The 13,185-nt window shown below is 36.9% G+C and carries 14 protein-coding genes; 4 read left to right on the top strand and 10 right to left on the bottom strand.

Annotation, left to right across the window (positions count from 1 at the left end):
- Positions 1-7 precede the first annotated feature (7 nt).
- From MKY29_RS16850 to mutY, 7 genes are all read right to left on the bottom strand, one after another.
- Complete coding sequence (locus MKY29_RS16850) at positions 8-991, bottom strand: ABC transporter ATP-binding protein (RefSeq protein ID WP_090568490.1); 984 nt, start codon at positions 989-991, stop codon at positions 8-10.
- A complete protein-coding gene (locus MKY29_RS16855; protein WP_093495065.1) occupies positions 966-1,985 on the bottom strand; it encodes an ABC transporter ATP-binding protein in 1,020 nt (339 codons plus the stop codon). Before MKY29_RS16855 ends, MKY29_RS16850 begins: the two co-directional genes overlap by 26 nt.
- A gap of 179 nt (positions 1,986-2,164) precedes the next feature.
- On the bottom strand, positions 2,165-3,916 hold the full coding sequence (locus MKY29_RS16860; protein ID WP_340880342.1) for an ABC transporter ATP-binding protein: 1,752 nt from the start codon (positions 3,914-3,916) through the stop codon (positions 2,165-2,167).
- 62 nt (positions 3,917-3,978) lie between these two features.
- On the bottom strand, positions 3,979-4,518 hold the full coding sequence (gene ntdP, locus MKY29_RS16865; RefSeq protein ID WP_090568481.1) for a nucleoside tri-diphosphate phosphatase: 540 nt from the start codon (positions 4,516-4,518) through the stop codon (positions 3,979-3,981).
- Between the two features lie 265 nt (positions 4,519-4,783).
- On the bottom strand, positions 4,784-4,936 hold the full coding sequence (locus MKY29_RS16870) for a gamma-type small acid-soluble spore protein (RefSeq protein ID WP_241598517.1): 153 nt from the start codon (positions 4,934-4,936) through the stop codon (positions 4,784-4,786).
- A gap of 260 nt (positions 4,937-5,196) precedes the next feature.
- Positions 5,197-5,943, bottom strand: coding sequence for an enoyl-[acyl-carrier-protein] reductase FabL (gene fabL, locus MKY29_RS16875; RefSeq protein WP_090568475.1), 747 nt, complete (start codon positions 5,941-5,943; stop codon positions 5,197-5,199).
- Positions 5,930-7,009: an A/G-specific adenine glycosylase gene (mutY, locus tag MKY29_RS16880; protein ID WP_340880343.1), complete on the bottom strand. Its 1,080-nt coding sequence runs from the start codon at positions 7,007-7,009 to the stop codon at positions 5,930-5,932. Before mutY ends, fabL begins: the two co-directional genes overlap by 14 nt.
- A 120-nt stretch (positions 7,010-7,129) precedes the next feature.
- On the opposite strand from mutY, the gene MKY29_RS16885 reads away from it, so the two are divergent.
- Complete coding sequence (locus tag MKY29_RS16885) at positions 7,130-8,113, top strand: metal-dependent hydrolase (protein WP_340880344.1); 984 nt, start codon at positions 7,130-7,132, stop codon at positions 8,111-8,113.
- Positions 8,114-8,499: 386 nt separating this feature from the next.
- On the opposite strand, the gene MKY29_RS16890 is transcribed toward MKY29_RS16885, so the two are convergent.
- From MKY29_RS16890 to recX, 3 genes are read right to left on the bottom strand one after another with little or no spacing between them, the layout of a single operon-like run.
- Positions 8,500-8,766: a YfhJ family protein gene (locus MKY29_RS16890; protein WP_090568464.1), complete on the bottom strand. Its 267-nt coding sequence runs from the start codon at positions 8,764-8,766 to the stop codon at positions 8,500-8,502.
- Position 8,767: 1 nt separating this feature from the next.
- A complete protein-coding gene (locus MKY29_RS16895; RefSeq protein WP_090568460.1) occupies positions 8,768-9,097 on the bottom strand; it encodes a YfhH family protein in 330 nt (109 codons plus the stop codon).
- A complete protein-coding gene (recX, locus tag MKY29_RS16900) occupies positions 9,090-9,902 on the bottom strand; it encodes a recombination regulator RecX (protein ID WP_340880345.1) in 813 nt (270 codons plus the stop codon). The genes MKY29_RS16895 and recX overlap by 8 nt, the downstream gene beginning before the upstream one ends.
- 104 nt (positions 9,903-10,006) lie before the next feature.
- Here recX and MKY29_RS16905 point away from each other — a divergent pair, with 104 nt between their 5' ends.
- The 3 genes from MKY29_RS16905 to rlmD are packed head-to-tail and all read left to right on the top strand — an operon-like array spanning position 10,007 to position 13,183.
- Positions 10,007-10,906: a TIGR01777 family oxidoreductase gene (locus tag MKY29_RS16905; protein ID WP_093495069.1), complete on the top strand. Its 900-nt coding sequence runs from the start codon at positions 10,007-10,009 to the stop codon at positions 10,904-10,906.
- A 51-nt stretch (positions 10,907-10,957) separates the two neighbouring features.
- Positions 10,958-11,767: a polysaccharide deacetylase family protein gene (locus tag MKY29_RS16910; RefSeq protein WP_340880346.1), complete on the top strand. Its 810-nt coding sequence runs from the start codon at positions 10,958-10,960 to the stop codon at positions 11,765-11,767.
- A 42-nt stretch (positions 11,768-11,809) separates the two neighbouring features.
- Positions 11,810-13,183, top strand: a complete 1,374-nt coding sequence (gene rlmD, locus MKY29_RS16915; RefSeq protein WP_340880347.1) for a 23S rRNA (uracil(1939)-C(5))-methyltransferase RlmD — start codon at positions 11,810-11,812, stop codon at positions 13,181-13,183.
- Positions 13,184-13,185 lie beyond the last annotated feature (2 nt).

Consider the following 13,185-nt stretch of genomic DNA (forward strand, 5'->3'; position numbering starts at 1 on the left):
TTTATTATCAATGTTGCAGTTGCTCATTGTATAAATGGCACGCAACAAAATGACCAGTTTTAGCTTCTTGTAATTGTGGAACATCCTTCGCACAAATATCCATTTTAAAAGGACATCTTGTATGGAAGGTACACCCAGTAGGTGGATTTGAGGGACTTGGAATGTCTCCTTCTAAAATAATTTGTTCACGTTTAAATTCTGGATCTGGAACCGGTACCGCAGAAAGCAAAGCTTTTGTATAAGGATGTAAAGGTTCAGCATACATTGATTCGCTTGTAGCGAGTTCTACCATTCTACCCAAGTACATTACCCCTACACGATCACTGATATGACGAACTACTCCTAAATCATGTGCTATAAATATATAGGTAAGCTTTAGCTCTTTCTGTAAATCTTGCATGAGATTTAAAACCTGCGCCTGTATCGAAACATCGAGAGCAGATACTGGCTCATCCGCTATTATTAACTTCGGATTAGTCATCAAAGCCCTTGCAATTCCTATCCGCTGACGTTGTCCTCCACTAAACTGATGTGGATAACGTTTTGCATGGTAGCTACTTAAACCAACGATTTCTAGAAAGTCATGTACTTTCTTTTTCCGACTTTTTGGGTCTCCAATATTATGAACAATTAAAGGCTCCATTAAAATCTTTTCAATCGTATGACGAGGATTCAAAGATGCGTATGGATCTTGGAATACCATTTGAATTTCACGTCTAGCCTTTCTCATTTCATCCTTGGAAATATTCGTTAACTCTTTTCCGTTAAATGTCACTTTTCCTTCAGTAGGTTCTAGTAATCTCATAAGCATTCTGCCAGTGGTAGATTTACCACATCCAGATTCACCAACAATGCCCAAGGTTTCTCCTTCATTTACAAAAAAAGAGATATCATCAACAGCTTTCACATTCCCCGTATGCTTTCCTAACAATCCTGAACGGACTGGAAAGTACTTTTTTAAACCTTCAACTTTTAACAGCGGCTCTGTCATCTGCCAAAACCTCCTTCTCATCGTATAAGAAGCATCTTGTTTTATGACCTTCCGTTGTTTCATATAGTGGAGGATTTTCCTCCGTGCATCTTCCAAATACAAATTCACAGCGGGCAGCAAACCTGCAGCCTTGATTGATGGATCCAGGTTTTGGAACACTACCAGGAATAGAGTAAAGTCTTTGTTTTTTATAACGCATATCTGGAACAGAAGCGATTAACCCTTTTGTATACGGATGCTGAGGGTTGTTGAAAATTGTATCCACAGTTCCCTCTTCTACTACTTTTCCTGCATACATTACTACAACTCTTTCACAAGTTTCAGCCACTACCCCTAAATCATGAGTTATTAAAATTACTGCTGTGTTGAGTCGTTCATTTAACTCACGCATTAACTTTAGTATTTGAGCTTGAATTGTTACATCTAAAGCTGTAGTAGGTTCATCAGCTATTAAAAGCTTTGGATCACAGACTAAGGCCATAGCAATCATTACTCTTTGTCTCATTCCACCGGAGAGCTGATGTGGATAGTCATTCATAAGCTCTTCTGCTCTCGGTAAGCCAACTAGTTTTAACATTTCCACAGCTCTTGCATGTGCTTTCTTTTTATTCCAGTCTTTCTTATGTAAGGTAATCGCCTCTAGCAATTGATTTCCTATTGTAAACAAAGGATTTAAAGATGTCATCGGCTCTTGGAAAATCATCGCAACATCGTTCCCACGAACTTTACGCATTTCTTTCTCCGAAAACTTTGTTAAGTCTTTACCTTCAAACAATATTTGACCGCTAGTAATTTTTCCAGGTGGACTAGGAACTAGTCCCATAATAGAAAGAGATGTCACACTTTTTCCACAACCTGATTCCCCAACAATGCCTAAAATTTCGCCTTCTCTAACATGAAAATCAATATGATCTACGGATGGAATAACACCATCATCTGTGAAAAAGGACGTTTGAAGATCTTTCACTTCTAAAATTGTTTGTCGTTCTCCCATGATGTTCCCTCTTTTCACAAAAATTACAAATCTTCTAACTTATATACTATAAATGATATTTTACACAAAAAATTCATACATGCAATACTTTTCTGAAAAATCACAAGACTGTGCTATATTCTTAAGTTCGAAAAAAACACCTTATAAGCTGTAGAAACACTTATAAGATGTTTGAATAACTATTCTTTATCAAGTTGTTGGATTTGGAATAAATTATGATAAATATTTCTTTGTTTCATTAATTGGGAATGCGATCCGTGCTCCATTACTTTACCATTTTCAATAACAAATATATTATCTGCATGAGTAATAGTAGATAAACGGTGAGCTACAATAATAGTCGTACGATTTGAAGCTAGTCTCTCTAATGAATCCTGTATTAAAGATTCACTCTCTAAATCTAATGCAGAAGTTGCTTCATCTAGAACTAAAATAGGTGGATTTTTTAAAAATACTCGTGCTATAGCAACTCGTTGCTTTTGACCTCCTGATAGCTTCACTCCACGTTCCCCAACTTTAGTATCATATCCACCCGGTAGTTCCATGATAAAGTCATGCGCATTTGCAGCTTTTGCTGCTTCCATTACCTCTTCATCTGTAGCATCTGGTTTTCCCATTAAAATATTAGATTTGACTGAGTCACTAAAAAGTATATTATCTTGAAGCACTATACCAATCTGCTTTCTTAACGATTCAATAGTGATATCTCGAACATCTTTACCATCAATTAGTACTTGTCCAGAAGTGACATCATAAAACCGAGGTATTAAGCTAATAATAGTTGACTTTCCTCCACCGCTCATACCTACAAAAGCCACTGTTTCCCCAGCATTCACACGGAAGTCGACATCCTCTAAAATCATCTGTCCAGCTTTTTCATATTGAAATGAAACATTTGAAAATGTCACTTCACCACTAGAGATTCCTAAAGTAGAAGCTCCTTTTTTATCGATAATATCGTACTCTTCATCCATTAGTTCGAATACACGATCCATAGAAGCAAATGACTGAGTTAATGTTGTAGAAGAATTGACTAAACGTCTTAATGGGCTATATAAACGCTCAATATACGCAATAAATGCAGCCATCGTACCAACTGAAAGTCTTCCGTGGATAGCTTCGTAACCTGCATAAGCGATAACGAGTAAAGGCGCAATATCTGTAATCGTGTTAACTACAGCAAATGCTTTTGCATTCCAAACTGTTTGTTTTACTGCTGCATCTAGAAACTCTCCATTTGTTTCATTAAATAATCTTTGTTCATGTTTTTCTAACGTGAACGTTTTAATAATACTCATGCCTTGTACACGCTCATGTAAATAACTTTGAACCCCCGCTAAAGCTTGCGAACGCTCCTTCGTTAAGTCCCTTAACCTTCCGAAGAAGTATTTTACACTGAACGCATAAAATGGAAATGCAAGTAACGTGACTAAAGTAAGCTTTACATTCATTGTTAACATGATTCCGATAGCGATTAATATAGTCGCTAAATCCAACCAGACATTCATCAAACCAATCATGACAAAGTTTTTCGTCTGCTCCACATCGTTTATAACTCGAGAAATAACCTCCCCAGCACGTGTATTTGAATAATATTTCAAGCTTAGCTTTTGTAAATGCATATACATTTTTTTACGTATATCAAACAATATTTTATTACTTACTAGCTGTGCTAAATATTGTCTATAATACTCAATTGGTGGACGAACAATTAGAAATACTAATGCAGTCCCTCCAAGCCAATAAAATAATTGAGTTAGTTTTTCATCATTTGTTAATGAATCTGCTCCGATAATATCATCGATTACAATCTTAATAAGAATTGGAATAAATAATGGAATTGCAAATTTAATAATCCCAATCACTATCGTTAAGAAAATTTGAAAATTATACGGTTTTACAAATTGCATATATCTCTTCATCGTACTCATTTTAAAACTCCTTTCTACCATGAGAAAAACCTGTTGCATGTTTTCAACAGGTTTCTCTCTAACTACTCATTCAACTGTTTTTGAAAATGATAACGACTTGTCCATGCCTCGATAAAATCTGGTGCAAATGGACCTCTTCTTTGTTTGATCCAAGAAATGAGTTTCTCAACATTACGATTTAGAATGCCATCAATTTCTTCTGGATACTTCATTTCTAATTTATGTTGCTCGTATTCGTCTTCATCTAGAATTGTGTAGGTCATATCAGGAAATACCTTCACATCTAAATCATAATCAATGTACTTTAGCATTCCATTGTTATAGACAAACGGAGAACTCATGTTGATGTAATAGTATACACCATCTTCTCTTAGCATACAAATAATGTTAAACCAATATTCCGCATGAAAGTAGCAAATAGAAGGTTCTCTTGTAATCCAAGTTCTACCATCTGATTCAATTACAAGTGTCCGTTCATTTGCCCCTATTACAATATTTTTGGTTCCTTTTAAAACCATCGTTTCTTGCCAGACACGGTGGATTCGGCCATTATGCTTGTAGCTGTGAATTTGAATAGTTTCTCCTTCGTTTGGAATCGCCATGATTTAGCCACCTTTTCATCAAGTGAAACTTAATCCGTGGAAATTTTCTATTTTCCCACGGATTGTTAGTTGACCATTCGGGTTTTTACAAGCAGGTAAATACCTCCCTTTCTAAGTGGAAGCCCTAGTGCTCGTTAATACGGGGTCAAGCGCAAATTTAGAATTTTTATACTTATTTTCTTATTATAGCAATTCACTGTAAAAAACTATAGTAAAAAAATCAGCGAGGGTATTTTTACCCTCGCTGATTTTTGGTGAATCCATGTTATTTAGTTCGGTTAGAAGAACGATTTGCTTGTGCACCGCTAGCTTGTTGTTTTTTCAACTCTGCTTGACGATTTTGTTCTTTAACTTTTTGAATATCAGTTTCAGAAGCAAACTCTTGGTTTCGGTTCTGCTGGTTTCTGTTATTCTTCATGGATTTTTCACCTCCGTACATAACTATCATGTGCAGGTAGTGAAATTTTATTCATACAACTTGAGCCTATTTGATAATAAAATAATAGCAATAAAGAAATTTCTGCCCGGCTTTGTGCTGCGCATGAGCTTTCAAGGATGAGTCGCTCCGTACCTTAGCTCTCTTGCGACTTGGAAGGCGCACATTTGCATTTGCACCTATACCTTAGATAGCGAGACTTCATTACACCAATTCATGTTAGAAAATCAATTGACTTGCTCTTACATTTTTATCGATCTTCCACCATCTACAATAATTGTTTGTCCACGAATCATGGATGCGTCGTCTGATAATAAGAACATTGCAGTTTTTACCATGTCTTCGATTTCTACCATTCGTCCTGCAGGTGTATTCACTCGTGCATCCTCTAGTAATTCTTCACGATTTGGAAAATGCTTGAGCGCATCCGTGTCCAGTGCACCACCTGAAACAGTGTTTACTACAATACCTTTAGGAGCAAGTTCTACTGCCAAATATCTTGTTAGTGACTCTATAGCAGCTTTTGATACACCAACCGTTGTATAGTTTTCTAAATAGCGAATAGATCCTAGAGAACTGATTCCTAATATTTTACCACCCTCTGGCATTAACTTTGCCGCCTCTTGGGCACCGAAGAGAAACCCTTTTGCGTTAATATTCATTGTCCAGTCCCAGTGTGTCTCCTCAAGCTCCATAATAGGACGTAATACACCGGATGCTGCATTGCTAACAAAAATATCTAATCGACCAAACTCTTCTTTGATGGTTTGGAACATGACTCTTATCTTTTCAACATCTCCTACATTCGTCTTCACTAGAAGTGCTTTTCTTCCTAAAGCTTCTATTTCCTTTACTGTTTCAACGGCAGCAGTTTTACTTCTCGCATAGTTTACGACGATATCATAGCCATTTTTGGCAAGTTCAATAGCAATAGCTTTCCCTAAACCTCTGCTACTACCTGTAACTAAAGCAACTTTACTTGTTGTCATCTGAAATCTCCCCTTCTTTCCAAGCATTCCATATTTTTAACATTGGAACTGGCATTGGTTGTTGATTTACTTCTTCAATAGTTAACCAATTACATTGTGATGGTAGCTCTTTTTCTTCTATTAAAACTCCTTCAAAGCTTTCCATTTCCCATACCAAATGAGAGAAAACATGCTTAAATTCAATAATTGACGGACCTTTTGTTATTGCTACACCGTAATCATGTTCGACAACCTCTTCTACAGTATGGTTAGGCGTTGGTAGCTCTACCATTGGAAACTGCCACATATTCGCGAGTAAACCTTTAGAAGGTCGTTTTTCCAGTAAAATTTGGCCATTCCCATTTCGTACAACGACCGTTTTTACTTTATGTATTTTCGTCTTCTTTTGGATTGTTTTTACTGGCAGTTCATCCTGTATGCCCTCAAAAAATGCAGAGCAGTTTTCTCTTACAGGACATAATAAGCACTTTGGTTTAGTCGGTGTACAAATTATTGCACCGAGCTCCATAAGTCCTTGGTTGAATGCAGAAGGATTTTCAGAATCGATTAAATCCATCACTGCCTCTTCAAATATTTTCTTTGTTTTCGGTTTCGCAATATCTTCTTTTATTAATAATAGTCGAGAAAGTACACGCATGACATTTCCATCTACGGCATGTTCTGGGACTCCATAAGCAATACTAAGAACAGCACCAGCTGTGTATGGACCTACACCTTTTAACTTGGAAATTTCTTTTCTGGTAGACGGAACAACACTTCCATATTGTTCTACGACTTCTTTAACTCCAGTCTGAAGGTTACGAGCACGTGAATAATATCCCAGTCCTTCCCATTCTTTTAATAACTCACCTTCGTCTGCGTAAGCTAGTGATTCAAGCGAAGGATATTTTGCGATAAATCTTTCATAATAAGGAATAACCGTATCTACCTTAGTCTGTTGAAGCATAACTTCGGAAACCCAAATCTTATATGGGTCCGTTGTGTTTCTCCAAGGTAAATCACGTTTTTCTTCTAAAAACCATGAAACTAAAGAATCTCTAACCTGCTCTTTATATAATTCGTTCACTGTAAAATCCTTCCTTGCGATTATTGACAATAAATATGGGTATATGAATAGTAGTGTCTTTGTTTTTTAATAAATCTATTTTAAGATGTAGTTAGTTGTAATCCTAAAGGAGCTGGTTGTATGGACACAGGTACACATGTCGTTATGGGTATTGCACTAGGTGGTCTATCTCTTATTGACCCCGTAGTTGCTGGTAGTACTCTTACAACGACTGCAGTAATAGCAGGTACAATCATAGGCTCACAAGCCCCTGATATAGATACTGTTCTGAAATTACGTAATAATGCTGTTTATATTCGACATCATCGCGGGATTACCCACTCCATTCCTGCCGTTATTTTATGGCCAATCCTAATAGCAGGTGTGTTATGGCTTATTTTGCCAGAAGCCAATTTGCTGCATCTATGGTTATGGACCTTTTTAGCAGTGTTTGTGCATGTTTTTGTTGATATATTTAATTCCTATGGAACTCAAGCATTAAGACCATTTTCAAGGAAATGGGTTGCATTAGGGGTTATTAATACATTTGATCCAATTATATTTGGCATTCATGTGGTTGGTCTACTGCTTTGGATGTTTGGCTTAAATCCTGTTCCAACCTTTCTTACTATGTACTCCATTATAGTCGTCTACTATATTTCACGTTTTGCTGTACAGCATGCCGTAAAAAATTCTGTAAAGCATACTATTCCCGATGCAGATGAAATTATCGTCGCACCAACGATGAAATTTCTACAATGGAGAGTAGCCGCAATTTCAAAAACACATCATTATGTCGGACGAGCATACGGTAGATCCATCACTATTTATGATAAGTTCGAACGTAAACCGCTTCCCGAATCTGATTTAGTAAAAGCAGCATTAAAGGATAAAAACTTAAGTGCCTTTACTTCGTTTTCTCCTATATATCGATGGGAGATCACTGAATTTGATCATATTTATGAAGTAAGGTTAATTGATCTTCGTTATCGTAGTAATGACTATTATCCATTTGTAGCTGTAGCCCACTTGAATGAGGACCTAGAAATAGTCAATTCTTACACTGGTTGGATTTTTAGCGAAGACAAGCTACACAAAAAGTTAGATTTCATGCCACATAACTAACAGTAAGTAAATTTTTACTTTTCACTTATTTCGAAATGTAGATATACCGTTGATTTCCGCTCCGAGCGGACGCTTTCTGTGGGCACGGCTTCAGCCGCTTCCCTTGCTCCTGCGCAAGCTCGTCGCAAAAAAGATTTTCGCTACGCTCTGTCCAGGGTCTTCAGCTCGCGCTATTCCCACTGGAGTTGGTGGCGACTCCAGTGGGACGAGTGAGACAGATGAGCTATCACAGCGACGCGTAGCGACGGTGATAGCTCATTGCTCACTCCACGGAAAGCGTCCACCTGAAACGGTCATTCTTAAAAGTTCTGTAAAACCAATATTCATACTGAATATTAATATACTTAATCCGTAAGAAAAACGCTAGGGTGTATTTCCTAGCGTTTTTAATTGGTAAAGTCATCGGTTTCTAATAAATGCTTATACTTCTCATTCGTGTTTGCAAATTCATGCAACTGCTCCCCATAGCCATCTATCCATTTTCTAATGACCATTTCCGTGACAGCAGCACCTTTATAATCATATCCGGCCTTTGCATACGAGGATTCAAAATCTGACCATAGAAGCTCTATCCACGCTCTTGCTTTTGCTGCAGATAATTTATCATTCTTCTCAATTAGTGCGAAAGTTAATTCATCTATTTTTGTTTGCATACTATTTTCCTTCCTCTAAGGATTCTAACATCGAGATTGGTAAGGCTTCCTCATATTTATCTCCGCCTAATCTATACCCCCATGCAAATCTACCCTTCAAGTATTCCACTTGAAAAAACACTCCTGGATCTCCAACTATACGATACATCTCTCCTTGTTTAATAGTAGCAGGGTCTATTAAAAAGGCTTGGGCCATCAATGCTTTTCTTTCATACACTGCGTACTCATTTACCATACCTAGTTGTTCAGCTTTACGTGATTTTTCTTTCAAATTGCCAATCTCTGTTCGTAGTTCTGGAACAGTCATATCACTATATTTTTTCTCACTCATCCTGGTCTTCCAACTCCTTTTTTTCAATATAAAGATCTATTTGTTCTGCTGGGAATCCTTTCTGATACAACGCTTGCTTTACACGTCTTCGTAAATCATTCCCATTATATTTCGAGGCATATTTCCGCCAAATTTTATCTCCCTGGGTAGCAATAATTTCGATCCATTCCTCTTCCTTTTTTTCTAATTCGAAGGCAGAAAGGGCTTGGGAGATTATAGTAAAATTATATCCTTTTCTTTGCAGTGTATCTTGAACCTTTTGTTTAATTTGTCTTGGTGTCTTATCTTGACTTTGTTTGATAATCTTCTCTGCCAAAGTCACCGCGATACCTACTTGTTCTTCTTCTGAATAGTCACCTAGTACTTTCTCTTGTAAATCTTTTTCAATTCCCTTTTTCTTTAATTCCTGACGAATTGCAGTAGGCCCTTTTTTACTGTTTCTCTTTTGAGTTTCCACTAATGCTTTTGTAAAGCTTTCATCATTTAGAAAGCCAAACTCATATAACTTACGAATTGCTTCCAGTATGACAGCTTCGCCAAACTCATTTTGCAGAAGTTTCTGTTTTACTTCATGCTCACTTCTCATACGATAGCTTAAAAAGTTAATTGCTTTATTAAATGCCTTTCTAACTTCATCATCAAAAACAATTTCATCTAATGTAAATTCTTCGATAACTTTTCCTTTAGATAGTTGATATTTGATCAGTACTGCTTCATCTAAACTAAATGCATACTTTTCATCCAAATATAAATTATACCGTTCGTTATTGTTTGTTTGTCGTGCAATTTTAGTAATAACCGGCATATATAAATCTCTCCATTTCTCTACTCCTCAATTATAACCGATAAGTTGGTTGGTGATAAATGATTGAACTGTTATGATAATGCTAAGAAGGAGGCTGGAGACAAATGAAAATCGCAATTACTGGCGGAACTGGCTTTGTAGGAAGAGAACTAACAGATTTACTTTTACAAAAAGGACATGAAGTATTTATTCTAACTCGGTCAAAACAAGATAATACAGAACGTGGCATAACTTATGTACAGTGGCTTTCGGAAAATGCAAATCCCGAAAAGCAGTTAGAAGGCGTCGATGCTTTTGTAAATTTAGCTGGTGAGTCCATTAATAATGGACGTTGGACAGAATTACAAAAACAGAAAATTTACGATAGTCGGATGAAAACGACAGATGAAGTGCTCCGAATTCTAAATGCTTTAACTGTAAAACCAAAAGTTCTAGTAAATGCGAGTGCAATTGGCATCTATCCAGCCTCTCTTAGTGCGAGATACACCGAAAAGAACAATGAAATTGGAACAGACTTCCTGGCTCGCACAGTTCGAGATTGGGAACTTAAAGCTCAAGGTGCTAACAAGCTTCAGATTCGGGTTGCTTACGGTAGATTTGGAATTATTTTAGGAAAATCAGAAGGTGCACTTCCATTGATGGCACTACCTTATAAGTTATTTGTTGGTGGACCAGTTGGGACCGGAGATAATTGGATGTCTTGGGTACATGTAAAAGATGTTGCAGGTGCATTACTTTTTGCAATAGAGAATCCTATTAATGGTCCATTCAATATCACAGCACCACACGCAAAAAAGATGAATGATTTTGGAGAAACTTTAGCTGCCATATTAAAAAGGCCAAATTATTTCCCTATTCCATCCTTCGCTTTAAAATTTGCATTAGGAGAAAAAAGCCAACTCGTGTTAGAAGGTCAGCATGTTATCCCACAAGTATTATTAGAAGAAGGTTATTCGTTCTATTTGCCAAATTTGGAAAGTGCATTGCGTGATATTTATAAGTGAATAACTAACTCCTATTGGCGCAACCTACTAAAAAAGAAAGGTTGCGTTTTTATGTGGAAATCTCATTTTGTAGGAATTATTATTGCTACGATTATTTTAAGTATTGGATTGGTGTATCAACCTTTTTCTGCACAAGCAGAGGAAATCCATTGGGGCTTAAAAAAGGCGACTGATGAACAGCAAGCTGAAGCTGGTGGAGAAATGGATGCTATGCTTAAAAAGCATGGTGCAATCTATAAAGGTCCTGCGGATAAAAAAGTACTGTATTTTACATTCGATAATGGATATGAAAACGGCTATACCGAAAGTATTTTGGACACCCTAAAAGCAGAAGGGATTCAAGCAACATTCTTCCTGACCGGTCATTATTTAGAGAGTGCTACTCCTTTAGTAAAACGTATGATTACTGATGGCCACCAAATCGGCAACCATTCTTATGGTCACCCTAATTTAGCAAAGCTCTCCAAGGAAGGGATTCAAAAAGAATTACAAAAATTTGATAAACGTCTGAGTGAATTAACTTCATTAACAAGAACTACTGTAACTCGTCCACCTGAAGGAATTTTTAATGAACAAGTACTTGAGGCTGCTAATGAAATAGGACATCAACATATATTTTGGTCTGTCGCATTTATTGATTGGCATAAGGATCAGAAAAAAGGTGGCAAATATGCCTATGATCAATTAATGTCCCAAATTCATCCTGGTGCAATTATCTTAATGCATACCGTTTCACCAGATAATGCAGAAGGCTTACCGATGTTCATCAAAGAGGCTAGAAAAATGGGTTATTCATTTGGTACTCTGGATGATTTAATCATAAATAATCTGGATATTCCGCTTACTTTGCTTCCTGAATAAACTACTTTATAATAGAAAGAAGATTATAAAGGACGTGAAGTTATGAGTGAAAAATCAGTTATAGAAATAGGACAAGAATTTCCCCTTACGATTAAACGACTTGGTATTAACGGAGAAGGCGTTGGATTTTTTAAGCGCAATGTTGTTTTTGTAAAAGGAGCGCTTCCAGGAGAGGTAATAACTGCAAAGGTTACAGTAGTAAACCCTAAGTATGCCGAAGCGGAAATTAAAACATTAAGAGAATCTTCTCCACATCGTGTTAATCCCCCCTGCCCGGTATATGAAGCTTGTGGAGGATGTCAGCTGCAGCATATGACATATGAAAGTCAGCTACATGTTAAAAGAGATTTAGTATTACAAGCTTTAGAACGTTATGTGAAGGACCTGGCTCCGACAATTGATGTAAGACCAACTATCGGTATGGAAAACCCATGGAATTACCGTAACAAAAGTCAGTTCCAAGTGAGAGAATTAGGCGATAAAGTTATTGCGGGGTTATACGCTGAAGAATCCAATATGTTAATCGATATTAACGAATGTTCGGTTCAAGAGCCAGCCACTACCCATATTACGAATGAAATAAAAAGATTCCTGGAAGAACTGAAGATTTCTATCTACGATGGTAGAAATTCTAAAGGAATCGTCCGTACGATTGTCGTTCGTACTGGTATGAAAACTGGACAAATTCAAGTTACACTTGTAACAACTCAAAAGAAAATGCCACATAAAGAAGAACTAGTTCAAAAAATACGAGCAATCGACCCTAATATTGTGTCCATTAGTCAGAATATTAATCCAGAGGATACTTCTCTGGTATTTGGAGATACGACATTTAACTTACATGGCAAAGAAACGATTCATGAAAAACTTGGAGAACTAGCTTTTGACTTATCTGCTAGAGCTTTTTTCCAATTGAATCCGGAACAAACAGTTCATTTATACAATGAAATTGAAAAAGCAGCAGCACTCACAGGTGAAGAAACAATTGTAGATGCTTATTGTGGTGTTGGTACAATAGGACTTTGGCTTGCCAAAAATGCAAAAGAAGTTCGCGGGATGGATATCGTTCAGGAATCTATTCAAGACGCGAAAAAAAATGCTAAACGAAATGGTTTTAAAAACACAAAATACGTTCATGGTACAGCACAGCATTGGTTACAAAAGTGGAAAAGCGAAGGTTTCATTCCTGACGTATTAACAGTTGATCCACCTCGTGCAGGATTAGATGATGAACTGTTAAAAACGTTATTAGATATTAAACCAAAACGCTTTGTTTACACTTCATGTAACCCGTCCACACTTGCAAAGGATTTAGCAGCGCTTAAAGATGTATACAACATCAAGTATATTCAACCCGTTGATATGTTCGCTCAAACTGCTCATGTCGAAGCGGTAACGCTATTAGAATTAAAATAAAT

This window comes from Psychrobacillus sp. FSL K6-2365 (genome assembly GCF_038003165.1).
GTDB lineage: Bacteria > Bacillota > Bacilli > Bacillales_A > Planococcaceae > Psychrobacillus > Psychrobacillus psychrodurans.